The organism is Leifsonia sp. ALI-44-B (assembly GCF_001984125.1).
Lineage (GTDB): Bacteria > Actinomycetota > Actinomycetes > Actinomycetales > Microbacteriaceae > Okibacterium.
Genome location: NZ_MTQL01000007.1, coordinates 921,989 through 947,437 on the forward strand (window position 1 = coordinate 921,989; position 25,449 = coordinate 947,437).

Here is a 25,449-nt window from a genome sequence, read left to right on the forward strand (position 1 = left end):
GCCTAGGAGCTATCGCCGTGCCCACCTGGACCGCAGCCTTCATCACCCCGACGACAGCAGCACCCGACCCCGAAGGGCCGGCCGCATACTTCCGCAGGGAGTTCACCGTCACCCGCGCGCCCGTCGCCGCCACCCTCTGGGCCACCGCCGTGGGGCTGATCGAACCCCATTTGAACGGCGGGGTGGTGGGCGACGAGGTGCTCACGCCCGGTTGGACGTCGTATCGCCACCGCCTCGCGGTCAGCAAGCACGAGGTCACCGACAGCATCCGCATCGGGAGCAATGTGCTCGGCGCGATCGTGGGCGAGGGATGGGCGCTGGGGCGACTCGGATGGGAGGGCAAGCGCCACCATTACTCCGATCGGGCGGCGGCTTGGCTGCAGCTCGAACTCGAGTACCCCGACGGCAGCTCGGAGGTGGTTGCGAGCGACGACACCTTCCGATCGAGCACGGGCGGGATGCTGTCCGACAGCATCTACGACGGTGAGGAATTCGACGCCCGCCAGGAGCCGTCTGGGTGGGATGCCCCCGATTTCGACGATTCCGCATGGACGAGGGTCGCGCTGCTCGACTGGCCGCACGAATCCCTGGTCGAGCCCACCGCGCCGCCCATCCGCCGCATCGAAGAGCTGCCCCCCGTGCAGATCATCACCACGCCGTCCGGTCTCACCGTGCTGGACTTCGGCCAGATCGTCTCCGGTTGGGTGCGGCTGCAGGTGACGGGTCCGGCCGGCACGACCATCACCCTTCGTCACGCCGAGGTCATGACGGGTGGGGAGCCCGACTACGAGACCATCCGCACCGCGCGGGCCACCGACCGATACACTCTGCGCGGTTCCGGTCTCGAGGTCTGGGAACCCCGGTTCACGTTCCACGGGTTCCGTTACGTGCAGGTCGACGGATGGCCAGGCGAACTCACCGCCGATGCCGTGCGTGCCATCGTGGTGCATTCCGACATGGAGCGCACGGGGTGGCTGAAGACATCCAACGCCCTTCTCAACCAGCTCCACGCCAATGCGGTCTGGTCGATGCGGGACAACTTCGTGGGAGTCCCCACGGACTGCCCTCAGCGCGACGAACGTCTGGGGTGGACCGGTGACATCAACGCCTTCGCTCCGACCGCCGCCTTCCTGTACGACGTCCGCGGCGTCCTCGGGTCGTGGCTGCGCGATCTCGCGGCCGAGCAGGCGGAGAAGGGCTTCGTGCCCTGGGTCGTGCCCGATGTCCTGTCGACGCCATCCTCGCCGACCGCGCTCTGGAGTGACGTCGCCGTCAGCCTGCCCTGGACCCTCTACCGTGAGTACGGCGACCCGCAGATCCTCGCTGACGCCTATCCCTCGATGGTCGGGTTCATTCGCCAAGTCGCCGGCCTGCTCGACGAGAACGGCCTCTGGAGCACCGGATTCCAGTACGGGGACTGGCTCGACCCCGACGCCCCGGCCGACAACCCGGCTGGCGGCAAGACCGACCGGCACCTGGTGGCCGCGGCATACCTCTGCCGCACCACTCGCGAGATGGCCGATACCGCCGCCATCCTCGGCCGATCCGACGACGCCGCCGAGTTCGGTGCGCTCGCCGAGCGCGTGCGCACCGCCTTCCTCGACGAGTACGTCAGCAAGACCGGACGAGTCGTCAACGAGACCGCGACCGCATACGCCCTCGCGATCGCGTTCGACATCCTCGACGCGTCTCAGAGAGCGCACGCGGGAGACAGGCTCGCGTCGATCGTCGCCCAGGCCGGCTACCGCATCTCCACCGGGTTCGCCGGAACCCCGTTGGTCACCGACGCGCTGTCCGCGACGGGGCATCTCGACGCCGCGTACCTGCTGCTGCTGGAGACAGGCTGTCCCTCCTTCCTCTACCCGGTGACCATGGGTGCCACGACGATCTGGGAACGGTGGGACTCGATCCGACCCGACGGCTCGATCAACCCGTCCGGCATGACATCCCTGAATCACTACGCCCTCGGCGCCGTCGTCGACTGGATGCACCGCACGATCGGTGGCCTCACCGCGGTCGAACCCGGCTACTCGAGGATGCGCGTCGCGCCTCAGCCCGGTCGCGACATCACCTCCGCCGTGCTCAGACACACCACCGGTCACGGCGAAGTCGTCGTGGACTGGCGGATCGCCGACGGCGAGGCTCGTGTGCTGGTCACCATCCCGGCCGGCACCTCTGCTGAGGTAGCCCTACCGCTGCACCCGGATGCGAAGACCATCGAGATCTCTGCCGGCACGCACGAGTGGAGTTACCCCGTGAAGGCCTCGAACCAGGGTGGCGCGTACAGCCTCGATTCCACGCTGAGCGAGGTCGCCGCCGATCCGAACGCGTGGCGCCTGTTCACCGACGCGTTCGGCCGACACGTCCCCGGCGTGCCGCTGGACGGCAACGCCCCGGAAGCGGCGGCCCTGTCCATCAGAACCCTTCTCGACTACATCCCCGGCGCGTCCGAGGAATTGAAGACCGATCTCGAAGCGTCCCTCGACGCCGCAACCACCGGAGCATCCGCATGACATTCGATCTATCCTCACTGACCCTCGAGCAGAAGGCCTCACTCCTCTCGGGCGCCGACTTCTGGTCGACGAAGAGCTTGCCCGATGCAGGCATCCCCTCGATCGTTCTCACCGACGGCCCCCACGGGGTGCGCCGCCAGGCAGGGGAGGCTGACCACCTCGGAATCAACGACAGCCTTCCCTCCACCTGCTTCCCCCTGGCTGTTGCCGTTGGCAGCAGTTGGGACCCGCAACTCGCCGCAACGGTGGGTGCCGCCGTCGGTCGGGAGGCTCGCGCCTTCGGCGTCTCCGTCGTGCTCGGGCCGGGCGTGAACATCAAGCGCAGCCCCCTGTGTGGCCGGAACTTCGAGTACTACTCCGAAGACCCCTACCTCTCGGGCGTGCTCGGCGCTGCTCACGTCTCGGCGTTGCAGAAGACAGGCGTCGGGGCCTCGGTGAAGCACTTCGCCGCGAACAACCAAGAACACGAACGGATGCGCGTCAGCGCCGATGTCGACCACCGCACCCTTCGCGAGATCTACTTCCCGGCCTTCGAAAGAGTCGTCCGCGAGGCCGAACCGGCGACCGTGATGTGTGCCTACAACAAGATCAACGGCGTCTACGCCTCCCACAACCGGTGGCTGCTCACCGATGTCCTCCGCACCGACTGGGGCTTCGAGGGTGCCGTCGTCTCCGACTGGGGTGCCGTCAGCGACCGCGTCGCGGGTGTGGCCGCCGGCATGGACCTGGAGATGCCCGGCAGCGGCGGAGCCACCGACCGACAGGTCGTCGACGCGGTGCGCTCCGGACTGCTCGATGAGCGTCTCGTCGACGAATCCGTCCGTCGCGTCGTGGCGCTCACCGAGTTTGCGAGCGAGCCAACCGGTGATCTCGACGTCGACGGGCACCACGCCCTCGCGCGTCAGGTCGCGGCCGACTCGATCGTCTTGCTGAAGAACGGCGATGCCACCCTGCCCATCCGCCCGGACACCCGCGTCGCCGTCATCGGTGCTTTCGCGACCGCACCCCGCTTCCAGGGCGGCGGCAGCTCGCACATCAACCCCACCCGGGTCGACGCCGCACTCGACGCGATCCGCGACCAGTCTTGGGCGGAGGGTGTGACCGTCGAGCACGCGACCGGGTTCATGGTCGACGATTCCGGCGACGCGGCCGCGCTCCGCGCCGAAGCGGTCGCCGTCGCCGCGCGGGCGGACGTCGCCGTGCTCTTCGTCGGCCTCGGAGATCGCGACGAATCTGAGGGCTTCGACCGCGAGACGCTCGCGCTTCCCACCGCGCAGGTCGAGCTCATCCATGCGGTCGCCGAGACGGCGGCGAAGACCGTCGTCGTTCTCTCCAACGGGGGCGTCGTTTCGCTCGAGGGCTGGCACGACGAGGTGGACGCCATCCTGGAAGGGTGGCTTCTCGGCCAGGCGACCGGTTCTGCCGTGTCGGACGTGCTCTTCGGCCACGTCAACCCGTCGGGCCACCTGGCCGAGTCCATTCCTCTGCGCCTGGAGGACAACCCCAGCTGGGCGAACTTCCCCGGCGAGCAAGGCCATGTCCGCTACGGCGAAGGAGTCTTCGTCGGGTATCGGTACTACACCTCGGCCGGCGTGCCGGTGCGATACCCATTCGGTCACGGACTCAGCTATACCGACTTCTCGACGCAGAGCATCGTCGCGCGGGTCGTCGGCGTCGCCGACGTGGAGGTCGATGTCACGGTGACGAACACCGGTGATCGGGCGGGCAAGCACGTCGTGCAGCTTTACGTGGCGCCGGCGATCGCGCCTGTCCGCCGACCGATGCGGGAGCTGCGCGCCTTCGCCAAGGTCGATCTCCAACCGGGGGAGACCGCCACCGTCACCCTGACGCTCGATCACCGTGCCTTCGCCTACTGGGACATCGAGCTCGATCGTTGGGTGGTCGCTGCCGGTGAGCACCTGATTCAGGTCGGCACCGATTCGGCGACCATCACGCATCAGGTGGCCGTCTCGCTCGCCGGCGACACGATCGTGCGGGAACTCACGCTGTCGTCCACGGTCGGCGAGTGGTTCGGCCATCCCGAGGTAGGACCCCTGCTGATGCAGGGCATGTCGGCGGGGATGTCGGAGGAGCAGGCCCAGCAGGCGGCCGACAACCCCGACCAGCTCAAGATGGTCGAATCCATGCCGATGCAGCAGTTCCTCGCTTTCGTTCAGGGGGCCATTCCCGAAGAAGCCCTGGAACAGATGATGCAACTCTCGAGATCCTCCATGGGTTCTCGATAACGACCGCCGGCCCACCACCCCAGCCACAGGAGACACACATGAACAGATATGACACGCGACGAGTCCTCATCACGGGCGCCGGCTCGGGGATCGGGCAGGCGACGACCCTGCGCATCCTCGCCGAGGGCGGGGTGGTCGTAGCCGCCGATATCAGCGAGGCGGGCTTGGCCGACACCGTGGCGCAAGCCGGCGCGGATCGCGAACGCCTTCACACGGTGCTCATCGACATCGGCGACGAGGGCTCGGTCAAGCGAGGCGTCAAGGAGGCCCTCGCCATCCTCGGCGGACTCGACGTCCTCGTGAACGCTGCAGGCATCCTGCGTTCCTCCCACACGGCGGCCACCAGCCTGGACAGCTTCGAGCAGATCATCCGGGTCAACCTCGTCGGAACCTTCCTCATGATCCGCGAGGCCCTTCCGGCACTCCAGTACGGGAACGACGCTGCCGTCGTGAACTTCAGTTCCACGTCGGCCGGCTTCGCCCACCCCTATATGGCCGCTTACGCCGCGAGCAAGGGAGGCATCCAGTCGATGACCCACGCTCTCGCCGGTGAATACGCCAAGGACGGCATCCGGTTCACGTCGGTGCAGCCCGGATCGATTTCGTCGGGCATGACGAGCGGCGCGGGCAAGAGCGGCCAGAGCGTGGGCCCGGGCTTGCCGGACGACGTCGACTACAGCCTCATGATGAAACTGCAGCCCATTCTCGGCAGCGGCTTTGCCGCACCCGACGCGGTCGCCGGTGTCGTTGCCATGCTGGCGAGCGCGGACGGTGCGTTCATCACGGGAACGGAGATCCGAATCGACGGTGGAACGCACGCCTGACCGGGCCTAGGGCCTCGGGCCTCGCCGCCGTTACGTGGCGGCGGCGAGCACCACTGTCGGTTCGAGGCGGTGCAGGGGTTCAGGTGCGAGGTGGGAGGCCGGGCCTTCGACCAAGCCGGCGACGGTCTCAAATGTCGAAGGTCTCCGGATGTCTTGGTCCTCTACTCCAGGTTCGTTTCGATCCACGTCTGAATGGCGCCGCGGATTGCTTCTGCGTTGGCCTGGCCACCGTATGTCGCGGCAAATCGTGAGTCGGTGACGTAAAGCTGGGCGAGCCCCGCGTACGAATCCCGATCAGGCTTCCGCCCGTTCCACTGTTCAGTCACCCACCGGTGATGGCTCCCGACCAGCGCCTGGAATGCCTCCGACGCCGGGTCTGTGCCTGCCTCGGCCGCCGCCCGCAACGCAGCGTTCACATCCAGGCTGCGTGCATCGTCGGCCCGCCGTTCGTCCTCCGACATCCGGTCTCGGCGCCGCGCGCTGTCCTCCCACGCGTTGTCACCCCAGCGCTGTCGCACTTCGGTCTCGTACTGGCTCGGGTCGAAGCCCGCGAATACCTCTTCGATGCTCATCTCTTGTCCTTTCTGCACCGCATCCAGGGTTTGCCTGACGACGGCGATCTGCTGATTCGTTCGTTCTCGGCGCTCTTCGAGAAGCGCGAGGTGGGCCCGGATCGTCTCGGCCAGCGACGCATCGTCATCAAGCGCAATCCGGATGTCGGCAAGGGGCACATCAAGCGCACGCAACGACAGAATGCGATAAAGCCTCGACAGCTCCGCATCCCCATAGAACCGATACCCGTTGCTCGCCACCCGCGAGGGCCGCAGCAACCCGATCTGCTCATAGTGCCGAAGCGGTCGGCTGGTCAGCCCGGTCGCGCGAGCCACATCCTTGATCGGCCACTCCTGCATGCCTGCTCCCTTCTCTCCCATATCTGCAACCATCCCAGTTGACGCAACGGCAGAGTCAAGTAATTCGAGTCAGAGCGATATTCACAGGACTTGGCCATGTGGCCAAGTTGGGTTATGGTCGACGCATGACGACACCCCAGGAACACCGAAGCGTCGAGGAGCGGCGAGAGCAACTGGTCGACGCCGCCCTCGCCGTGATGACCGACGACGGACTTCCGGCCGTCACCACGCGGGCCGTGACGGCTCGCGCCGGCCTGCCGCACGGTGCGTTCCACTATTGCTTCGGCTCGAAGGCGGATCTGTTCCGCGCGGTTCTCGAGCGAGAGCTTCGCCGCTCGATGGCGGCTGCTTTCGCCGTGGAGATCGACTCGCCGGCTGTGACCGCGAAGATCACGGCCGGCATCCGAGCGAATCTCGACCTTGTTCGGGCGCGACCCGACGCGGCTCTCGCGCTCACCGAGCTCATCTCGTTGGCGCGGCGCGACCCCGCGCTGCACGACCTCGCCCGGTGGGAACACGATTCCTACCTCCAAGAGGTCACCGCCAACGTGGAAGCGTGGTCGTCGGCACACGGCATCTCGTGGCGCAGGCCCGTGGTTCAGGTGTCCCGGGTGTTCATCGCCGTTTCCGAGGGCATCACCTCGTCGTGGCTCAGCGACCGGGATGATGCGGCGGCCGAGCAATCGATCGCTGTCGCAGCGGATGCGCTAGCCACCCTGGCAGAGGAGGACGCAGCATGAAGTGGATCTATCTCGGCGCCGCGATCCTGTCCGAGGTCACGGCCGCGCTCTCTATGCAGGCCGCCGTCGATCAGCCGGGCTGGTATGCGCTCGTCGTCGCCGGATACCTCGCGTCCTTCGCGCTCCTCATCCGGGTGCTGCGTTCCGGCATGGCGATCGGCGTGGCTTACGGCATCTGGGGCGCGTCGGGTGTTGCGCTGACCGCCGTGATGGCGGCGGTTCTCTTCGGTCAGGCCCTCACTCCGGTCATGCTCGGCGGCATCGCGCTCATCGCGGCCGGCGTGCTTCTCGTCGAAATCGGATCACAGCGGGCTCTCGCGGCGCGCGGAAAGGCGGCACGCTGATGGGCTGGCTCCTGCTCGCAATCGCGATCCTCACCGAGGTTTTCGCCACGATCAGCCTCAAACTCGCGACCGACGGCAACAAACGCTGGTACATCGCCGTCGTCTCGGGATATCTCGTCGCCTTCTCGCTGCTCGCGGTCGCGCTCACCCTCGGCCTGCCGATCGGCATCGCCTACGGCATCTGGGCCGCCACGGGCGTCGCGCTGACCGCAATCCTCGGACGCGTCCTCTTCAAGGACCCGCTGACGGGCACGATGCTCGCGGGCATCGGCCTCATCATCGCCGGCGTGTTCCTGGTCGAACTCGGCCACTGACCGTCTACGTATCCCGAGACCAATCCCGCCGACGTCGATTCGATCGAACCCGCAGGGCGGAAGCTCCCGGATACGAGCTTCAGATGTCGGATGGCCCCGTCTGGCTCAGGCGTCGGCGGCGATCGGCGTTCGGAGGGCGCCGACTCGGAGAAAGTCGAGCTTCGCCGCATCCGGGCTGCTCTTCGTCGTGGAGTAGACGACGAGTTTGATGTCGGTGTCGGGCACGGTGACGACATCGCAGTCGAGAGTGATATCACCGACGAGGGGGCTGTGCACGGTTTTGACCATCGATTGGTGGGCGGCCGCTCGGCCTTCGTTCCAGAGAGTTTCGAAGCGAGGACTTCGCTCCCTGATCTGAGCGATGAAGGCCTGGAGGCGTACATCGCCGCTGACGGTCGCGGCGGTGCGGCGCAGGTCCGCGACGAGGGCCCGTTCGAAGGCATCCGGGCCGCCGTGGGCGGTGGTGATGTCGGCGATGCTGTCGTCGATGAACGTTTGCACGATGAGGTTCTGGCCAGGCGCGCTCAGCACGGACGGGGAGCCGAAAAGCATCTGCCACAGCGAGTTGGAGTGCAGCAACGTCCAGTCGGCAGCGAACACCGCGAGCGGGAGATCGGACATGCGCACCAGCATCCGTTGGACGCCCGGGGGAATGTGATGTGAGACGGCCCCTGCACCGGGTGCTGCCAAACCTGCGGCGCGGTAGAAGAGGTCTGTCTCGGTCCGGTCGAGTTGAAGGGCCCTGCCGAGGGATGCCACGATTTGGGCCGATGGCGTGCGGGAGCGCCCTTGTTCCAGCCGCATCACGTAGTCGACGCTGACACCGGCGAGCTGGGCGAGTTCTTCCCGGCGCAGCCCCGCTGTCCGTCGCCGCCCGTAGGACTCCATCCCGACATCCTCGGGAAGCAAACGACCCCGCCAGGCGCGCAACAGATCGGCGAGAGTATCGGCGTCGGCTGGCATGCCCCTATTCTGCGCCACCCGTCGAATTTCAGCCTAGGAACGCCTTTCCCATGCTGGCGCCATCGTTGTCACTCTGCCCTCGGTGGGTAGCACGATCTTTCTCTGGTTAGCCCCGCTCGCGACGAGCACGCTGAGAGTCATAACCACCGACGAAGGAAGATAAGAATGACCGCCACATCGAATGGATACGTCACTGTCATCTGGGAAACCACAGCCAAATCCGGGAAAGAAGCCGACCTCAAGGCTTTCATCGCCGCCGCTGTGACCCCATCGCGGAATGACGCCGGGAACATCGACTATGAGGCCCACGAGGTCGACGGGCAGGCCGGAGCGTTCGTCATCTATGAACGCTGGGAGACCCGGGAACACCTCGACGCCCACTTGAGCGCACCTCGCATGCAAGAGCTCGTTCCTCAGATGCTCGACCTGATCGACGGGTCCATCGAAGACGGCATCACGCTACTCCGCCCCTTCCGCCCCACCCACTGACACAAGAACAAGGAACAAATAATGACCATCACCCTCATCACCGGCGGCAATAAGGGCATCGGCTACGAAACAGCCAGGCGCCTCGTAGCGGAAGGGCAGACCGTATGGATCGGCGCCCGCGACCCTGAACGAGGCCGCCAGGCCGCCGAGACGCTCGGCGCATCGTTCGTGCAGATCGACGTGACCGACGACCATTCCGTCGCGGCGGCGGTCGACACGATTCGGGATCAGGCCGGCCGCCTCGACATCCTCATCAACAATGCGGGGATTCTCGGCGACGTCACCTCGCCTGAGGACATGACCGTCGACCAGCTCCGCGCCGTCTACGAGACCAACGTGTTCGGTGTCGTTCGCGTCACCAACGCATTCTTGCCCCTACTCCGCGAATCGGCGGCGCCGTCGGTCATCAACGTCACCAGCGGTCTGGGGTCATTCACCTTGATTCACGACCCCGAGCGGGTCGAGTCGAAGTACCCGCTTGCCGCCTACGGGTCCTCGAAGACAGCGGTGACGATGCTGACCATGCAATACGCCAAGACCACACCCGACGTGCGCTTCAACGCGGTCGACCCCGGCCAGACCGCAACCGCGTTCACCGGCCACCTCGGACACAGCGTCGAAGAGGGCGCAGCTGCAGCGATCCGAATCGCCACCCTCGGTGCCGACACCCCGACCGGAACCGTGACCGACCGCGATGGCGTCCTGCCCTGGTGAGTCGCCGCTGTTTCCCGTTCGTGGTCGAGCTCGGCCACTGACCGCCGACGTATTCCGAGACCAGTGCCGCTGACGTCGATTCGATCGAACCCGCTGGCCGTGTCGTATCTCGGATAGGACACGGCCAGCGATTTCGCGGTCGATTATTCTCGCCTCATGCCCTCGACTGACCTCGACGTCTTGCTGACGACCCCGCGCCTGACCATCGAACCGCTTTCGGCGCGAGACATCGACGTTTTCACGGCATACCGGCGCGACCCAGACGTGGCGCGGTACCAGTCGTGGGACACCGACTATTCACGGGCGGATGCTGAACGCCTCGTCGCCGATCAGCGCGACCGGACGTTCCCCCTACCTGGCGAATGGTTACAGCTTGCGCTGCGGGAAACCAACTCGGGACTTTTGCGCGATGGGACATGAGGAACTCGCGAACCTCGGCCTGATTGTCCATGTTCTCGACCACATTCCGTGCAACCGTCCATGTGGGATGCCTTGTCAGTACACGCTTCCGTGGAGACTCCCACGCGCGGCGGTAGTCCCGTTCACTGGAACGACTGTTCCTCACGTTCTAGGAGTCGCATGACTGCCGCGCCTACCACCGCACCACCTCGCCCTGTCGACGCCGACCGCTTGCCGCTGGCGTCCATCGGGTTCGTTCTCGTGGCCATGGAGACGATGCCGGCGGGTCTTCTGCCTGTCATCGCCGACGGCATGAACACGACCGAGGGCACCGTGGGGCTGTTCGTCAGCGCCTATGCGCTGGGCACCGTGATCGTCACCATGCCCGCCATCACACTGACCAGGGGGATGCGCCGCAAACCGCTTCTTCTGACCGTGATCGCGGGGCTGATCATCGCCAACAGCGTCACCGCGGTCTCGAGCGACGTCACTTTATCGCTCGTCACACGATTCATCGCCGGCGCGTTCTCCGGAATCATCTGGGGAATGCTCGCCGCTTACGGCCGGAGAATCAGCCCCGCCCGGTATGCAGGTCTCTCCTTATCCATCGTGTCGGTCGGAGCTCCCGTCGGTTTCGCGCTCGGGACACCTCTCGGCTCATCGCTGGGGATGACCTTCGACTGGCGCTGGGCGTTCCTCGGCCTCACCGCCGTTGCCGTCATCGCCGGAGCGCTCATTGTCATTCTGCGAGCGCAACCGAAGAGTTCTCGCGAGGCGCGGATCTTGTCCTTTTGGTCCGCTGGCGGGGAGCCCTATGTCAGTCAATGCAGCGGCGACTGTTGCCGCACTCGGACATAGTCGCGTCGACACGGGGGTTTTCTTTAGATGTGGCCTTTCGCGGCTGGTAGGTTGCGACCAGATTACTTACAAACGCATCGATTCATAGGAGTATCAGTGGCACAAGTGGGGGCAGCGACCGGGGTAAAAGATCGTGTCAGGACGATCAACTTCTACGAACTCGTTCGTTGGGAGAATGCCTCAGTGAACGAGCGCATGGATCACGCCGATTGGGATGGGATCTTGGGCACCATTAAGGAGGCGCCGCTCCGAGAGCGCGTCCACACCGGGCCCACTCGCACACTGATCGGCGAAGTCCTTTCTGTTGACGGCGAGCTGCACCTGAAGCTGATGCTGGTTCGCGATGAGGACGCCTGGCTCGATGTCTATAACCCGGAGGCCCAATCTCTCACCGAGCTTGATCTGGACGACGTAGAGCGCCTGGTCGAAACTTCGATCGTGGCTTTTCTGAGCTTCGGGAACATCTTCGGCATCATCCAGGGTTCCACCACCGCGCCTACGCCTACAGCGCTCGTGGAATGGATGAGCGGGCTGAGATTATTCGGCGAGGGGGTCATTCTTGAAGCCCAGGCGCTCGTTTCCCATGAGGCCCAGGAGCTCATCAGGCGCTCGGCTGAAGCAACTCAGATCGAAGTCAAAATGCACACCAACCAAGCGGATGCCCTACAGCGGCGGGGCTCAAAGCTCTCCGACATTCTTCGGACAGTAAAAGAAGAGTATGGCCCTATGACAGTGACGGTCATCTTGAGTGCGTCTAAGGCGCGCGACCAGACCGACGGTCGAGAGGCTATTCACAAAGAGGCTGGCATCATCGCGGATGCGTCAGACAACAATGAAGTAGCTAAGGCGAAGGCGAAGTTGATCTTCTTCGATCCTGACGAAACTTCGCACTCTCAGGAGGTCGACTTCGCAAAGCAAAAGATCACCGCTAAGCGTAAGATCGCAACCACCGCAGAAGACGGCAGCCCGATCCGGAACACCTCGGCTGTGCGAGCGATCCTGCAAGTTGCGCAGGAGAACGCGGAAGAGCTGAAGGCGATTGTCGACGTAACGTGAGTAGCGTCAGTGGGCGCCGCTAGTGTCGGACCCGGCTCATGAAGGGAGATGGGGATGCCAAAGCTAAAGGCTATGTCCTCTGGGATTCGTGACTTCTGGCTTGACCATATCTGGACTGACTTGGTTATCGCCGGCGCGTTGGTGACTATCCATTTGCTATGCGTGGGTACCTGGTCTCAGGTGGATATCCTTGGAGCCGCCCTGCCCGCCGATCGTAGGTCGGTGTACTCCGCCACAGCAATTGTGGTGTCGCTGCTCGGGTCTTTCACTGGCATAGCCATCGGCCAATTGAGCTCGGCGAAGGGAAATCGCGCCGACGCGCTTCGGTCCCAGGGGGCGGATATTTTGGCCAGGAACTGGCGAAGCGTGTTCCGAGCGGCGATGTTGTCCGCTCTCGTCGCGATTATTGCTCTTCTGCTCGATCCGTCCAAGTCGCCCGAGGGTTGGCTACCGGTGGCTGTGCGATGGGCTTTTGAACTCACTCTGTTGATAGCAGTGGTGAAATTCGTCCGCTTGAGCTCGCTCTTCTTTGAAGTGCTGATGGTGGCAGCGAAGAGTGCTGAAGACGACAAACCAAACAAGCTCGCTCCGGCCCCCGAAGTCAGCAAGTACTGGGCCAACAAACAACAGGCGTCCTAACCAATATGCCCTACCTTCCCTTTGATTAGGGCACCGCGGATTCATGCAGCCCGCTTCTCACCCGCTGGAGTTGCGTGCCTGACCTCAGGATTGCTGCTGGTCGAACTGATTGCTCGGTGGGGCTCTGGGACGTGATCGACACACGCGGACCGGTAGCCGACTTGAACGTCGTGTAGCGGCGCGTCCCGCCCAACGCCTCCGGCCCAATTCGTAGTCTTGGAGTGTGCCTACTTACGACTGGCCGCTGATTCAGCAGCGAAGCGGAGACTCGATCGAGTCTCTTGTCGCGACCCTCTTGCGTCGCGAGTACACCGGCGCACGGCAGGTCAATCCGTCACAGGGTGATGGTGGCATCGACATCCTTCGTTCGACGGCCGGTGGTCTCGAGATCTGGCAGATCAAAGGCTTTACGACAGCGATGACCGATAGCCAATTTCGCCAGGTCAGGAAGTCTTGGGAGCGGTTTGTTGAAGAACATGTTGCACCGGGCGAATATCGGATCGCCCACTACTACCTCGTGACGCCTTGGACGCCGACCGAGGAGCGCATTGCTTCGTTCGATGAGCTCACCGCGGACGCGTCGTTCCCGTGCCAGTGGGACAGCGACGCTTTCATCGCTGGTCTGGCGGACCGCTATCCCGAGACCATGCAACGGTTCGTCCAGGGTGAGGCGGTGTTGGAGCAGTTCATCAGCCAGAAGGCGATGCTCGCGTCTTCGCCAGTCGAACGTGGTGAATCCCTGACGATGCTCGATGCAATTGCGACCCGGCAGGACGCGCTCGACGCGATCCGCGACACGGTGAGCGAGAACTACCGCATCGAGCATGGCACCCGCACGGCGGCTAACGCTCATGAGGTTCCGCTGCCGCCCGATGATGATCCGGCGGTGTATCACAGGATGACCTACCTAGGGGACTCTAGGTGGAAGAGCGAGTCCATAGTGCCGCGCTCCGCGGATGCCGGTGAGATCGATCCCATCAGCCTGAATCTCGAGTTCCTGGCGGCACCGGGTACACCTGAACACGACGCTGTGCGAGCCTGGTCCGAATGGGGTGTTCCGTTCCAAAGCGCGCACGTCAGAAGCACAACTGTTGGTGGCCCTTTCTCAGAGGACGGGCCGGTCGAATCAACAGTCTCATTCGTTGGAAGGGATCGCGACGATGCGCCGTCGCTCTACCTGCGATGCATCACAAGCGACGGCGAGAGTCGGTTCCGCTTGCCGCTGCTCGTTGCCGCACGCACTGTCGGTGCGCATACCGGCTGGTTACGTCTCGTTGCAGACACCCCCGAGCGGACACTCAACTTCGAGTTACGTTTCAAGCAAGGCGAGGACGTTTACGCACAAGTGCGGATGGGGAACGTCGATGAGCGGAACCCGGAGGCTGTCCGCGATGAGCTCGAAACCTTGCTGCGCATTAGTGAAGAAGATGTCATCTCCGTGGAGACCGGCAACAGCAGGTCGCTGATTCGAGCGCACGGAACAGTCCTGCCGGCGGCGCTGGAAGCGATTCATCTTCCTGTTGCGCGGCACCTCGTTCAGTTGCAGACCTACACCGTATCTGTTCTCGTCATGCCCTCAATCGCCGAGGTCACCGACGGTCAGTTCCGCTATCTCTCGCTCTTAGCTTCGATTTATGGAGGCACTGCGCATCAATGGAACTGGACAGAGGTCACGTTCCAGGTGCCCGAAGACGATGCCGAGGCAGCGCGCATCGCGGAAGTCGCAGTGAACGCTGCTGCCCATGGCCACACCATGGTCATGGCGGAAGCGCCCGTGTTCCAGCTCGGGAACCGGACCTACACGGTCGATCATCCTCTGGCCAGCACCGCGCACTCCGTACAGCTCGAGCCAGGGATCGATCCCGTGACCCTCCGTCCCGGTGACACGTTCCGGTTGATCCCCGGGGCCGACACTGGTGTGACAACGGCGAAGATCGTTGACTGGACCCCCGGGAGCATTTCATTCGACTGATCGCGGCTAGGCCGCATCAGCCCTTAGCAGGACGACTCAACCTGCTGAGTCGTCCGAATGGTCGTTCGGCAAAGAGAAGCGGATATGCCTGTTGGGCGTCGTGAGCCGGTGCACCGAACGACCATCGACTTCGCGTCGTTCAAGGATGGTTGCGTGTTCGATCCACATGAGAGCAGTTCCGAAATGGATCGTCTGGTGACCGACGGTGACATCGAGAGGGACTTCGATTGCCAGTTGGCCGGGAATCGTGTCGACCTCGGCTGGGAGCTCGACCTCTAGGGCGTGGCCCTCGGGGTAAGCAGCTATGGCCTCCTTCCCCTCGAGAACTGTGGCGGCGCGCTGCCACAGCGCGACCTGAGCGAAGGTGGTCTCGGTTAGGTCTGGGACTCGGACGATGGTGCCAGTGTGCAATTGCAGTCGTGCAAGCGCGTCAACGGGAACCGCGACGCCGTCGAGGACCTTGCGTATTTCAGCAGGGAAGTCGATGTTCCAGTTCGGGTCGATGCTCGCGCTCAGGGGAGGGGCACCGTTTCGCCGCACGTGGACCGTGTTCGGGGGTGATGCTGAGGCGATGAAGGCGAGAGCATCGCGTACATCCTGCGCGGGCTCGTTCGAGTAGTCCCCAAAGCGGAACTGTCGTTTCCCACCCTCCGACGCTGTGTAGCGGTCTTCGATCGTGAACACGTTGTTCTTCTGCTCTAAGACCACGCGGAGGCCTTTCGTGCCTTCGCTTCGCTCGACACGGGTCACCTCGGTCTCAGCGATAGTTAAGCCTTCGGCGGAGCGAGTTGCGAGGACGAGGTCTGGGTCAGTTCCCACCTCTTCTCCAACCGGAAATACTTGCATAGCTGCGTTCGTCAAGGAGCCGCCGAGTCCGCCGGGCGCGTCAATACTGCCTGCGAAGGCCCCAGCCGGTGCCGCAAATGGTGTGCCGTAGTCGAAGAAGTCTTGAAGAGCCGCGGCCAGATCGGAGCCGCCTTCAGCGCTCACGGTTCCTGATATGACGATAGGACGTTCAGTGGCCGAAGCTGCGCACCGAGCGATGACGTCGACGGCCTGCCACTTCTTACCGGGCCCGTCGGATTGGATCCATGTCATCATCAACATCGGCCGTTCGATGAGGCTGGGCAGCTCTCCTTCTCCTAGCCTGAGTTCGTACCGGTAATGGGGATCGCCGTCGAGGACCGTGAGTGCTGTCGCCAACCGAGACGAAACGCTGGGGACATCCAACTCCTGTCCCGCGTCAGCGGGAGCGAGTAAGGCAACGACTGATTGGTAGGCCTGCTCGATGCGACTCCTGCCGCCATCCAGGTAATAGTCGACGACTTCCGGGTACTTTGCGGCGAGCGCCTCGATGTATGTCAGGCCGTGCCAAACGACAGTGCACCCGCCGTCGTCAAGGCGTTGTAGCCAAGCGTCAGCTTCAGGCGTCGGATCCCAGGGCGTGACAAGATGCCATTCCCGAACGTTGAGTGTCGCCCATCGGGGGTCGTTTTGCAGCCTAGTCAATGACTCCTCAACGTTGTTCTGTTGAGACGTCGAGAGCGACTCCGTGTAGCGCTTGACCTGGTAGACGACATCTCCGCCATCTGCAGCCGCGCCCCTATCGAGGATGTCGACTCCGCCATCGCCTCTTGAGGGAGTGATGCGCACAGAGTTTGGGCGCTCCAGGTTGACGAGCATCGCGACGACCGCTTCGATGTCGTTGCCCTCATATCGTTCCCACGCGACGCGTGTCATCGGAGCCCGTTCCCATCGTGCAACGATGGCCGCGCGTGTCGGGCCATACGTTCAGGACAATGTCTAGTCAAGATTGGATTCAACACGAGAAAGTGTATGGGGTGTTGCAGCGACCGCGTAGTTGCTGACTCACCTTCTGCGGGATTAAGACTTGATGAGACATGCGCTAGCGCGACGGACGTCAACATCCCGATAGGAGAACGCGATAATCGCAACTCAACCGGCAGGTGACTGCTCTTCCGCACCTTGCCGCCCGTTGCGCTCGTCCGAGCTTCCGGTGCCTGCGACCGCGCAACGGCCGAGCCGCGTCCTTGGCGCACCTCCATGGGGGATCCTTGTCGAGGCTCGGACTAGATCTCGACCGGACACGGCGACGTGCCCCGCGAGGACTCCTTTCGAGCCCTCGATGCCGTCGTATACGCCGGTCCAAATTCCGACGCATGGAAGGGGACGGCATAGACCTCTCCCACGGCGCCCCGGCGCGGTGCAACCTGTCAAGCCACTGCTCCGGCCTAAGCTGACCGCCTCGTCGGACGCCGCCTTCTCCCATCAGCGAACCCGTCAATCCGCCCCGGCCTCTGTGACAGAGCTAGCGCTGCCGCATCCGGATCGCGATCATGAAGGACGGCACCCTGATCACTCTCTTCGAGACGGACGAGACCCTGATCTCAGCTCGGAACTTAACCCTGGATGGGGCGCCTCTGACCATAGTGGGACGCCTGAGATGGATCGACATCGATACATGGGGACGCAGGGAGCAATCCACAAGCAAACGCCATGGATGTATTGACAAGACAGATCTACTCGGCTTGGTCGTTCGGCGAACAATCGCGTATTGAGCCGTCGAGTGGCATGTTCAACCCCGCGTATGAGTATCTTGTCGGTCTTTCGAACGCCCCCAGGCGCTCTCTTCGAATGTTCTAATGTTGACACCCGCCGGGAGTTCTGCGTACTCTGTGTACGTTCACAGACTCTCAATGAGGAGTTGTCACTCCGCAATCTGTGCACGTTCACAGGACGCCGACGCGAGTCGGGGCGGAAGGATTCATGAGCACGCAGCATCCAGCATCTGGCGCACGGCCGGTGTTCTCGCACGACGGCATTGCGTTCGGCTGCGACTACAACCCCGAGCAGTGGGACCGGTCGGTCTGGCGCGAAGACGTCGACCTGATGCGCGAAGCGGGAGTGGACCTCGTGGCCCTCAACATCTTCGGCTGGTCGCACATCGAACCGCGCCCGGGGGAGTATGACTTCGACGGGCTCGACGAGATTCTCGACCTGTTGCACGCCGCCGGCATCCGCGTGAACCTGGGCACGGGCACCGCCTCGGCCCCGCCGTGGTTGACCGCCCGGCACCCCGAGATCCTGCCGCAGGTCGAAGACGGCACCACACGCTTTCCCGGTGGACGCCAGGCGTGGTGCCCGTCATCCGCCGTCTTCCGCCGCTACGCGCTCGAGCTCGTCGAGAAGGTCGCCGAGCGCTATGGCCAGCACCCCGCCGTCGAGCTGTGGCACGTGTCGAACGAGCTCGGCTGCCACAACGCCCTCTGCTACGACGACGAAAGCGCCGAGGCGTTCCGCGTCTGGCTGCGCGCGCGCTACACGACCATCGAGCGCCTCAACACCGCGTGGGGCACCTCGTTCTGGAGCCAGCAGTACAGCGACTTCGCCGAGATCCTTCCCCCGCGCCTGACGCTGGCGAGCCGCAACCCGAGCCAGGTCATCGACTTCCACCGCTTCTCGTCTGACGAACTGCTCGGTTATTACCGAGCCGAGCTCGAGGTGCTGCGCCGCCACAGCAGCGTGCCCGTCACGACCAACTTCATGGTCACCGCCCACATCCGCAACCTCGACTACTGGCAGTGGGCCCCCGAGATGGATGTCATCGCCAACGACCATTACCTCGATAACCGTCTCGCCGACCCCACCGCCGAGCTGTCGTTCGCCGCCGACCTGACGCGCGGCCTCGCACAGGGCGGCCCCTGGGTGCTCATGGAGCAGTCGACCGGCGCCGTCAACTGGCAGCCGCACAACCTGGCCAAGGCCCCCGGCGAGATGACCCGCAACTCGCTCACCCACGTGGCGAAGGGCGCCGACGCGGTGTGCTTCTTCCAGTGGCGCGCGTCGCTGCAGGGCTCCGAGAAGTTCCACTCGGCGCTGCTGCCCCACGCCGGCACCGACAGCGACCTGTGGCGCGAAGTGGTCGACCTCGGCCACACCCTCGACCGCCTCGACGAGATCACCGGCACACGCGTGCAGGCCGACGTGGCCATGCTGTTCAGCTGGGAGAACTGGTGGGCCGCCGACGGCGAAAGCCGCCCGAGTCACGGCGTCGACTACCTCTCGCAGGTGCACGCCGCCCACGCCTCGCTGCGCCGCCTCGGCCACACCGTCGACCTGGTGCGCCCCGGCGCCGACCTGTCGGCCTACAAGCTCGTCATCGTGCCGTCGCTCTACCTGGTTCGGGATGCCGAAGCCGAGGTCGTCTCGAACTACGTCGCCGCGGGCGGCCACGTCGTCATCACGTTCTTCAGCGGAATCGTCGACGAAGAAGACCGCGTGCGCGCCGGCGGCTACCCGGGTGCGTTCCGTGAGCTGCTCGGCATCAACGTCGAAGAGTTCGCACCGGTTCTGCCGGGGCAGCGGCTGACGCTCGCCTCGGGGATGACCGCGACCGCCTGGTCCGAGCGCGTGCGAGCCCGCGGCGCCGAGGTTCTCGACACGTTCGCCGACGGGCCGTCCGCCGGGAGACCCGCCATCACGCGCAACGTCGTCGCCAGCAACAGCAGCACCCGCGGCGTCGCCCGCTACCTCGCCACGAGCCTCGACCCCGACGCGCTCGACGCCGTGCTGCGCGACGCCGCGGCCGAGGCATCCGCCCACCCCCAGGGGGACGAGCGCGAACCCGGGCTCGAGGTCATCCGCCGCGCCACCGCCGGCCACGCCATCGCAGGCGACACAGCCGCCGCCAGCGACACCCCCCGCAGTTACCTCTTCCTCATCAACCACTCGGCGCACGACGTCGAGACGCCGGCCCGGGGCCTCGACCTCGTCACCGGCGACACCGTCGACAACATCGCACGCGTGCCAGCCGGCGCCGTGCGCGTGATCAGAGAGGACCCCGCGCGATGAGCGTCAGTGTCGAAACGGCGGCGGTGAGCGCTCCCCGGCGCCGCGTGCGCCCGCCCAAACTGGTCGTGCAACACAAGAAGGCGATCGCGATCTTCATCGCCCCCTTCGCCGTGCTGTTCGCCATGTTCTACCTCGTACCCATCGGCTACGCCGTCTACCAGTCGCTCCTCGTCATCCAGCGCGACGGCACCTTCGGCCAGGCACGCGAGGTGTTCGGCGGGTTCGCGCAATACGTGCAGGTGTTCCAGAACGGCCCCTTCTGGCAGTCCGTCGGCCGCGTGCTGCTGTTCGGCGCCGTGCAGGTGCCCGTCATGCTGGGCCTCGCCCTGCTGTTCGCGCTGCTGCTCGACTCGCCCATCCTGCGCGGCAAACGCTTCTTCCGCCTCGCGTTCTTCGTGCCCTACGCCGTGCCCGGCGTCATCGCGGCCATCATGTGGGGATTCCTCTACTCTCCCAACCTGTCGCCCTTTACCGCAGTCACGCAGAACATCGACTTCCTGTCGGCCGACCTCGTGCTGTGGGCCATCGCCAACGTCGTCACGTGGGTGTTCGTGGGCTACAACATGCTCATCATCTACTCGTCGCTGCTCAGCATCCCGACCGAGATCTATGAGGCCGCCCGCCTCGACGGTGCCGGCCAGATGCGCATCGCCTGGTCGATCAAGATCCCGCTCGTGATGCCCGCCATCGTGCTCACCGCGATCTTCTCGATCATCGGAACGCTGCAGTTGCTCGCCGAACCGCAGGTGTTCCGCACCTTTAGCTCGGCCGTGTCGAGCACGTTCACCCCGAACCTCACGGTCTACACGACGTCGGCGATTCCCAACGTCAACCTCGCGGCCGCGTTCTCGGTCGTGCTGGCGCTGGCCACCTTCATCCTGTCGTTCGGTTTCCTCAAGTTCACGCAGCGAAAGGACGACAAATGAGCGCCATCCTGTCTTCCCCGGCCAACGGTTCGCCCGACTCGAATCAGGCGTCGGATGTCGCGCCCACCTCACGCATCCGTCGCGGCGGTCGCGGCCAGGCGGGTGGCGGTCACGGTCACCAGGGCCCCGCCGGCTCCGACACGACCAGGGCCCGCGGCCCCCGCGAGAGCCCCCTGTCGCGCGCCGGAGCCCTGATCGTGATGCTCGTCTTCACGCTCTACTTCCTCATTCCGATCTGGTGGCTGTTCATCGCCTCGACCAAGTCGGCGCCGCAGTTCGGCAATACGCCCGCCCTGTGGTTCGCGGACTTCAACCTGTTCGAGAACATCGGCCAGCTCATCGCCTACCGCGACGGCGTCTACCTCAAATGGATGCTGAACTCCGTGCTCTACGCGGGCCTCGGCGCCCTGCTCGGAACGCTGTTCGCGGCCATGTGCGGCTACGCGCTCGCCAAATACCGCTTCCCCGGCCGCGACGCCATCTTCAACGTCGTGCTCGGCGGAGTGCTCGTGCCCGCGACCGCTCTGGCGCTGCCGCTGTTCCTCATCTTCAGCCAGGTGGGGCTCACCAACACGTTCTGGTCGGTGTTCCTGCCGTCGCTCGTCAGCCCGTTCGGCGTGTACCTGACCCGCATCTTCGCGGCGTCGAGCGTGCCCGACGAGTTGCTCGAGGCATCCCGACTGGATGGCGCCGGCGAGATCCGCACCTTCTTCACCATCTCGGTGCGGCTCATGTTCCCGGCGCTGGTGACCGTGTTCCTGTTCCAGTTCGTGGCCATCTGGAACAACTTCTTCCTGCCGCTCATCATGCTGCGCGACGAGACGCTGTTCCCCGTGACGCTCGGGCTCTACGCCTGGAACTCTCAGGTGAACCAGATTCCCGAGTTGCGCCTCTATGTGCTGGTCGGCGCGTTCCTGTCGATCATCCCGCTCGTCATCACGTTCCTGCTGCTGCAGCGGTTCTGGCGCTCGGGTCTCGGCGCCGGGTCGGTCAAGTAGCGCCCCGCCCGCGGCATCCCCACTTCTTCACCCCCGCATGACCTTCACTTTCACCTTCACCCCAACAGATCCACGCACACCCACAGAAACGGAACAGCATGAACCTCAAGAGAACAGCGGTCGCCGCAGCGGTGCTTTCGGCCGTCGTTTTGAGCGGCTGCTCGTCGACCACCGGCAGTGAGGGCAGCGACGCTGCAGCCTGCACGCCGGCCGACGGAAAAGTCGAGCTCAGCTTCACCTCCTGGATTCCCGGCATCGAAGACGCCGTGGATGTCTGGAACAAGGCGAACCCCGACATCCAGGTCGCCGTGCAGACGGGCCCCAACGGCAACAGCGGCACCTACCAGAACTTCTTCAACCAGCTGAAGGCCGGCAACGCGCCCGACCTCGGCCAGATCGAATACGACGCGCTGCCCAACTTCCGCGTGCAGAACGGCCTCATGGACCTCGGCGCCTGCGAAGACGTCATGGCCTCGAAGGACAAGTTCGTCGACTGGACCTGGGGTCAGGTCTCGCTCGGCGAATCCGACTCGGTCTACGCGATCCCGCAGGACTCGGGCCCCATGGCCATGTTCTACCGCGCCGACCTGTTCGAGCAGAACGGCATCGCCATCCCCACCACGTGGGAGGAATACAAGGAAGCCGCCAAGAAGGTGCGCGCCACCGGCAGCTACATCACCAACTTCTCGCAGGGCGACATCAACCAGTTCGCCGGTTTCGTGTGGCAGGCCGGCGGCAGCTGGTTCGAGAACGACGGCACCGACTGGACCGTCGACCTGACCGACGACGCCTCCAAGAAGGTGGCCGACTACTGGCAGGAACTCATCGACGAAGACCTCGTCTCCACCGTTCCCGCCTGGACCACCGAATGGGACAACGCCTACAACACGGGCGCAGCCTGGAGCTGGAACTCCGCCGTCTGGGGCGCCAACTCCATCGCCTCGGGCGCACCCGACACCGCGGGCAAGTGGTCCGTCGCTCAGGCCCCGCAGTGGGAAGCCGGCGACAAGGCTGCCGGCAACTGGGGCGGCTCGTCGACCGCCGTCTTCACCGGCTCGGAGCACCCCTACGAGGCCGCGAAGTTCGCGCTCTGGCTCAACACCTCTGAAGAGGCCCTCACCATGCTGAACGAGTCGGCGAACATCTACCCCGCCACCAAGGACGGCCTCAACCTGCCGATCCTGAAAGAGGGCGTCGAGTTCTACGGCAACCAGCCGATCTACGATGTGTTTGCCGACGCCTCCGCCGAGGTCGCCAAGGACTTCGCCTGGGGCCCGACCATGACGCAGACCTACAACGACGTGTCGGATGGCTTCAAGTCCGCCGTCTCGGGCGACGGAACCCTGTTCGACGCACTCAAGAAGGGCCAGTCGGCGACCGTCGACGCGCTGAAGGCCCAGTCCATCCCCGTCAAGGAGTAGTTGCACCGTGATTCACCACCTTCGTGCCGCGGGCGTCAGCCTGATCGTCGATGCCCGCGGCGCGAAGGTGCCCTCGATTCTGCACTGGGGGGCGGATGTCGGCGAGCTCGACTCATCTGCCCTCGAAAGTCTGTCCGGGGCCCTGCTGGCCGCCGTGCCGCCCTCGTCGATCGACGAACCCCCGCGCCTGAGCCTCGTGCCGACCCTGTTCGACGGCTGGAGCGGGCGTCCGGGGCTCGAGGTTCACCGGGTCGCCGGACTCGCTGACGCCGGAGCTTCTGAGACTCCCGCGCCTTTCGCGCCGTCGGTCTCGCGACCGCTCGCGTTGCGCCTCGTCGCGACCGACTACTCGGCTGCTTCTGCTGCCGCTGATGCCGCTGATGCCGCTACCTCGACTGGCGCGCCGACCCCGCTCTCGTCCCAAACCCTCGTCTTCACGCTCGCGGATGCCGCAGCCGACGTCACCGTGACGGTCACGCTCGAGCTCACCCCCGAGGGCGTCCTGCGCCTGCGCCACCGCGTGCGGAACGACGCATCCTCACCTCTTGCCGTCGACAGCGTCGCCGCAGCCCTGCCCCTGGCCGACCGCGCCCGAGAACTGCTCGACTTCACGGGCCTCTGGACGCACGAGCGCACCCCGCAGCGCCACACCCTCGGCCAGGGCATCTGGAGCCGCGAACACCGCCACGGCCGCCCCGGCCACGACGACGCGTTCCTCTTCGCGGCCGGCACCCCGGGCTTCACGTTCCGCACGGGCGAGGTCTGGGCCACCCACCTGGCGTGGAGCGGTGACAAGGCGCTGTGGGCCGAACGCTCGCCGCTCGGGGCATCCGTCTCGGGCAGCGGCGAACTGCTCGCGCCCGGCGAGATCACGCTCGCGGATGGTGAGCACTACGAGTCCCCCTGGACCATCGCCGTCTACTCGGCCGCCGGTCTCGACGGTGTGTCGGCCCGCCTGCACCCGTGGATCCGCTCGTGGAGCAGCATCCGCCGCCCCCGCCCCGTCGTCTTGAACACGTGGGAGGCCGTCTACTTCGACCACGACCTGCCCACCCTGCTGACCCTCGTCGACCAGGCCGCGCGCGTGGGCGTCGAACGTTTCGTGCTCGACGACGGCTGGTTCGAGGGGCGCACCGACGACCGCCGGGCCCTGGGCGACTGGTTCGTCGACGCCGCCCGCTGGCCCGACGGTTTGTCGCCGCTCGTCGACGCCGTACGCGCGCAGGGCATGGACTTCGGCCTGTGGGTGGAGCCCGAAATGGTGAACCCCGACTCGACTGTGGCGCGCGAGCATCCCGACTGGATTCTCGGTCGCCCGGATGCGCCCACCTGGCGTTTCCAGCGCGTGCTCGACCTGTCGAACCCCGAGGCCTTCGCCTACATCCTGGGCCGCCTCGATGCCCTGCTCGGCGAATACGACATCGCGTTCCTCAAGTGGGATCACAACCGCGACCTACTCGGCGGCTCGGCGCACCGGCAGACCGCCGCGTTCTACCGCCTGCTCGACGCCGTGCGCGCGGCCCACCCGCACGTCGAGATCGAGTCCTGCGCGTCGGGCGGTGCGCGCATCGACCTGGGGGTGCTCGAACGCGTCGAGCGCGTGTGGACGAGCGACACCAACGACCCGCTCGAGCGCCAAGCCATCCAGCGCTACACGTCGCTCGTGATCCCGCCCGAATACCTCGGCGGGCACCTGGGGGCGGCGCAATCGCATACCACCTGGCGCACCTCGGACCTCGAATTCCGGCTGGTCACGGCCCTCTTCGGCAGCGCCGGCATCGAGTGGAACCTGAACGAGGCCTCACCCGCCGAGCTCGACACCATCGCCGCCTGGATCGACACCTACAAGCGCCACCGCGGCCTGCTGCACACGGGCACCATCGTGCGATCGGATGCCTCAGACCCCGCGTTGCACGCCCACGGCGTCGTCTCCCGCGACCAGACGTCCGCACTCTTCGCCCACGTCTCCCTGGCTGCCCCGCGCACCGCGGTGCCGGCACCGCTCCGCCTCCCGGGCCTCGAACCCGACCGCCTCTACCGGGTGCGCCCGCTCACGCTCGGGGCCGCCCCGCGCGCCATCCAGGATGCCCCGCCCGCCTGGATCGCGGCCGGCGAAGTCGTTCTCTCGGGCCGCATCCTCGCCGAGATCGGCCTCGCCGTGCCCCTCCTCGCGCCCGAACAGGCGCAGCTCTTCACAGCCGACGCGCTCTAACGAGCTCTAGCCCACGCCGCTCGGGGAGTGGTACCCAT

21 protein-coding genes are annotated in these 25,449 nt (G+C 65.2%); 18 read left to right on the top strand and 3 right to left on the bottom strand.

What is annotated here, in order from left to right:
- Nucleotides 1–17: 17 nt before the first annotated feature.
- From ALI44B_RS11355 to ALI44B_RS11365, 3 genes are read left to right on the top strand one after another with little or no spacing between them, the layout of a single operon-like run.
- Nucleotides 18–2,513, top strand: a complete 2,496-nt coding sequence (locus ALI44B_RS11355) for an alpha-L-rhamnosidase (protein WP_077054761.1) — start codon at nt 18–20, stop codon at nt 2,511–2,513.
- Nucleotides 2,510–4,759: a glycoside hydrolase family 3 C-terminal domain-containing protein gene (locus ALI44B_RS11360; RefSeq protein WP_077054762.1), complete on the top strand. Its 2,250-nt coding sequence runs from the start codon at nt 2,510–2,512 to the stop codon at nt 4,757–4,759. The genes ALI44B_RS11355 and ALI44B_RS11360 overlap by 4 nt, the downstream gene beginning before the upstream one ends.
- A 38-nt stretch (nt 4,760–4,797) precedes the next feature.
- Nucleotides 4,798–5,583 carry an SDR family NAD(P)-dependent oxidoreductase gene (locus tag ALI44B_RS11365; protein ID WP_077054763.1) on the top strand — a complete coding sequence of 262 codons (786 nt, stop codon included), beginning with the start codon at nt 4,798–4,800 and terminating at the stop codon, nt 5,581–5,583.
- 161 nt (nt 5,584–5,744) lie between these two features.
- Here ALI44B_RS11365 and ALI44B_RS11370 read toward each other — a convergent pair whose 3' ends face one another.
- Nucleotides 5,745–6,494 carry a MerR family transcriptional regulator gene (locus tag ALI44B_RS11370; protein ID WP_077054764.1) on the bottom strand — a complete coding sequence of 250 codons (750 nt, stop codon included), beginning with the start codon at nt 6,492–6,494 and terminating at the stop codon, nt 5,745–5,747.
- Between the two features lie 125 nt (nt 6,495–6,619).
- Between ALI44B_RS11370 and ALI44B_RS11375 the strand changes: the two genes are divergently transcribed.
- The 3 genes from ALI44B_RS11375 to ALI44B_RS11385 are packed head-to-tail and all read left to right on the top strand — an operon-like array spanning nt 6,620 to nt 7,892.
- Nucleotides 6,620–7,234: a TetR/AcrR family transcriptional regulator gene (locus ALI44B_RS11375; protein WP_077054765.1), complete on the top strand. Its 615-nt coding sequence runs from the start codon at nt 6,620–6,622 to the stop codon at nt 7,232–7,234.
- Nucleotides 7,231–7,578: a DMT family transporter gene (locus ALI44B_RS11380; RefSeq protein ID WP_077054766.1), complete on the top strand. Its 348-nt coding sequence runs from the start codon at nt 7,231–7,233 to the stop codon at nt 7,576–7,578. Before ALI44B_RS11375 ends, ALI44B_RS11380 begins: the two co-directional genes overlap by 4 nt.
- Complete coding sequence (locus ALI44B_RS11385; RefSeq protein ID WP_077054767.1) at nt 7,578–7,892, top strand: DMT family transporter; 315 nt, start codon at nt 7,578–7,580, stop codon at nt 7,890–7,892. Before ALI44B_RS11380 ends, ALI44B_RS11385 begins: the two co-directional genes overlap by 1 nt.
- 105 nt (nt 7,893–7,997) lie before the next feature.
- Here ALI44B_RS11385 and ALI44B_RS11390 read toward each other — a convergent pair whose 3' ends face one another.
- Complete coding sequence (locus ALI44B_RS11390; protein ID WP_077054768.1) at nt 7,998–8,855, bottom strand: helix-turn-helix transcriptional regulator; 858 nt, start codon at nt 8,853–8,855, stop codon at nt 7,998–8,000.
- Nucleotides 8,856–9,020: 165 nt separating this feature from the next.
- Between ALI44B_RS11390 and ALI44B_RS11395 the strand changes: the two genes are divergently transcribed.
- The 7 genes from ALI44B_RS11395 (at nt 9,021) to ALI44B_RS11425 (ending at nt 14,982) form a co-directional block, all read left to right on the top strand.
- On the top strand, nt 9,021–9,344 hold the full coding sequence (locus tag ALI44B_RS11395; RefSeq protein ID WP_077054769.1) for a putative quinol monooxygenase: 324 nt from the start codon (nt 9,021–9,023) through the stop codon (nt 9,342–9,344).
- Nucleotides 9,345–9,365: 21 nt separating this feature from the next.
- Nucleotides 9,366–10,058, top strand: coding sequence for an SDR family NAD(P)-dependent oxidoreductase (locus tag ALI44B_RS11400; RefSeq protein WP_077054770.1), 693 nt, complete (start codon nt 9,366–9,368; stop codon nt 10,056–10,058).
- A 156-nt stretch (nt 10,059–10,214) separates the two neighbouring features.
- Entirely contained in the window at nt 10,215–10,478 is a 264-nt protein-coding gene (locus tag ALI44B_RS11405) for a GNAT family N-acetyltransferase (protein WP_077054771.1), read from the top strand.
- A 159-nt stretch (nt 10,479–10,637) separates the two neighbouring features.
- Nucleotides 10,638–11,315, top strand: a complete 678-nt coding sequence (locus ALI44B_RS11410; RefSeq protein ID WP_286140842.1) for an MFS transporter — start codon at nt 10,638–10,640, stop codon at nt 11,313–11,315.
- 96 nt (nt 11,316–11,411) lie between these two features.
- Nucleotides 11,412–12,371, top strand: a complete 960-nt coding sequence (locus tag ALI44B_RS11415) for a hypothetical protein (protein WP_143459204.1) — start codon at nt 11,412–11,414, stop codon at nt 12,369–12,371.
- A 54-nt stretch (nt 12,372–12,425) separates the two neighbouring features.
- Nucleotides 12,426–13,010: a hypothetical protein gene (locus tag ALI44B_RS11420; protein ID WP_143459206.1), complete on the top strand. Its 585-nt coding sequence runs from the start codon at nt 12,426–12,428 to the stop codon at nt 13,008–13,010.
- 223 nt (nt 13,011–13,233) lie between these two features.
- The gene (locus ALI44B_RS11425; protein ID WP_077054774.1) at nt 13,234–14,982 is read left to right on the top strand and encodes a hypothetical protein; all 1,749 of its coding nucleotides are present in this window, start codon (nt 13,234–13,236) and stop codon (nt 14,980–14,982) included.
- Nucleotides 14,983–15,018: 36 nt separating this feature from the next.
- Here the strand turns inward: ALI44B_RS11425 and ALI44B_RS11430 are convergent, their stop codons facing one another.
- The gene (locus tag ALI44B_RS11430; protein ID WP_077054775.1) at nt 15,019–16,722 is read right to left on the bottom strand and encodes a PDDEXK family nuclease; all 1,704 of its coding nucleotides are present in this window, start codon (nt 16,720–16,722) and stop codon (nt 15,019–15,021) included.
- A gap of 1,047 nt (nt 16,723–17,769) precedes the next feature.
- Here ALI44B_RS11430 and ALI44B_RS11435 point away from each other — a divergent pair.
- The 5 genes from ALI44B_RS11435 (at nt 17,770) to ALI44B_RS11455 (ending at nt 25,411) form a co-directional block, all read left to right on the top strand.
- Nucleotides 17,770–19,854 carry a beta-galactosidase gene (locus ALI44B_RS11435; RefSeq protein ID WP_077054776.1) on the top strand — a complete coding sequence of 695 codons (2,085 nt, stop codon included), beginning with the start codon at nt 17,770–17,772 and terminating at the stop codon, nt 19,852–19,854.
- Complete coding sequence (locus ALI44B_RS11440) at nt 19,851–20,780, top strand: carbohydrate ABC transporter permease (RefSeq protein ID WP_077054777.1); 930 nt, start codon at nt 19,851–19,853, stop codon at nt 20,778–20,780. Before ALI44B_RS11435 ends, ALI44B_RS11440 begins: the two co-directional genes overlap by 4 nt.
- A gap of 200 nt (nt 20,781–20,980) precedes the next feature.
- Entirely contained in the window at nt 20,981–21,778 is a 798-nt protein-coding gene (locus tag ALI44B_RS11445; protein WP_407668769.1) for a carbohydrate ABC transporter permease, read from the top strand.
- A gap of 98 nt (nt 21,779–21,876) precedes the next feature.
- Complete coding sequence (locus ALI44B_RS11450) at nt 21,877–23,199, top strand: ABC transporter substrate-binding protein (protein ID WP_077054778.1); 1,323 nt, start codon at nt 21,877–21,879, stop codon at nt 23,197–23,199.
- A 7-nt stretch (nt 23,200–23,206) separates the two neighbouring features.
- The gene (locus ALI44B_RS11455) at nt 23,207–25,411 is read left to right on the top strand and encodes an alpha-galactosidase (protein WP_077054779.1); all 2,205 of its coding nucleotides are present in this window, start codon (nt 23,207–23,209) and stop codon (nt 25,409–25,411) included.
- Nucleotides 25,412–25,449: the final 38 nt, after the last annotated feature.

What these genes read in the sequence shown, in the direction of transcription:
- ALI44B_RS11430 (WP_077054775.1), bottom strand. Translation starts at nt 16,722, where the DNA reads ATGACACGCGTCGCGTGGGAACGATATGAGGGCAACGACATCGAAGCG.
- ALI44B_RS11400 (WP_077054770.1), top strand. Translation starts at nt 9,366, where the DNA reads ATGACCATCACCCTCATCACCGGCGGCAATAAGGGCATCGGCTACGAA.
- ALI44B_RS11395 (WP_077054769.1), top strand. Translation starts at nt 9,021, where the DNA reads ATGACCGCCACATCGAATGGATACGTCACTGTCATCTGGGAAACCACA.
- ALI44B_RS11380 (WP_077054766.1), top strand. Translation starts at nt 7,231, where the DNA reads ATGAAGTGGATCTATCTCGGCGCCGCGATCCTGTCCGAGGTCACGGCC.
- ALI44B_RS11435 (WP_077054776.1), top strand. Translation starts at nt 17,770, where the DNA reads ATGAGCACGCAGCATCCAGCATCTGGCGCACGGCCGGTGTTCTCGCAC.
- ALI44B_RS11360 (WP_077054762.1), top strand. Translation starts at nt 2,510, where the DNA reads ATGACATTCGATCTATCCTCACTGACCCTCGAGCAGAAGGCCTCACTC.
- ALI44B_RS11410 (WP_286140842.1), top strand. Translation starts at nt 10,638, where the DNA reads ATGACTGCCGCGCCTACCACCGCACCACCTCGCCCTGTCGACGCCGAC.
- ALI44B_RS11405 (WP_077054771.1), top strand. Translation starts at nt 10,215, where the DNA reads ATGCCCTCGACTGACCTCGACGTCTTGCTGACGACCCCGCGCCTGACC.
- ALI44B_RS11440 (WP_077054777.1), top strand. Translation starts at nt 19,851, where the DNA reads ATGAGCGTCAGTGTCGAAACGGCGGCGGTGAGCGCTCCCCGGCGCCGC.
- ALI44B_RS11365 (WP_077054763.1), top strand. Translation starts at nt 4,798, where the DNA reads ATGAACAGATATGACACGCGACGAGTCCTCATCACGGGCGCCGGCTCG.
- ALI44B_RS11445 (WP_407668769.1), top strand. Translation starts at nt 20,981, where the DNA reads ATGCTCGTCTTCACGCTCTACTTCCTCATTCCGATCTGGTGGCTGTTC.
- ALI44B_RS11390 (WP_077054768.1), bottom strand. Translation starts at nt 8,855, where the DNA reads ATGCCAGCCGACGCCGATACTCTCGCCGATCTGTTGCGCGCCTGGCGG.
- ALI44B_RS11420 (WP_143459206.1), top strand. Translation starts at nt 12,426, where the DNA reads ATGCCAAAGCTAAAGGCTATGTCCTCTGGGATTCGTGACTTCTGGCTT.
- ALI44B_RS11450 (WP_077054778.1), top strand. Translation starts at nt 21,877, where the DNA reads ATGAACCTCAAGAGAACAGCGGTCGCCGCAGCGGTGCTTTCGGCCGTC.
- ALI44B_RS11370 (WP_077054764.1), bottom strand. Translation starts at nt 6,494, where the DNA reads ATGCAGGAGTGGCCGATCAAGGATGTGGCTCGCGCGACCGGGCTGACC.
- ALI44B_RS11375 (WP_077054765.1), top strand. Translation starts at nt 6,620, where the DNA reads ATGACGACACCCCAGGAACACCGAAGCGTCGAGGAGCGGCGAGAGCAA.
- ALI44B_RS11385 (WP_077054767.1), top strand. Translation starts at nt 7,578, where the DNA reads ATGGGCTGGCTCCTGCTCGCAATCGCGATCCTCACCGAGGTTTTCGCC.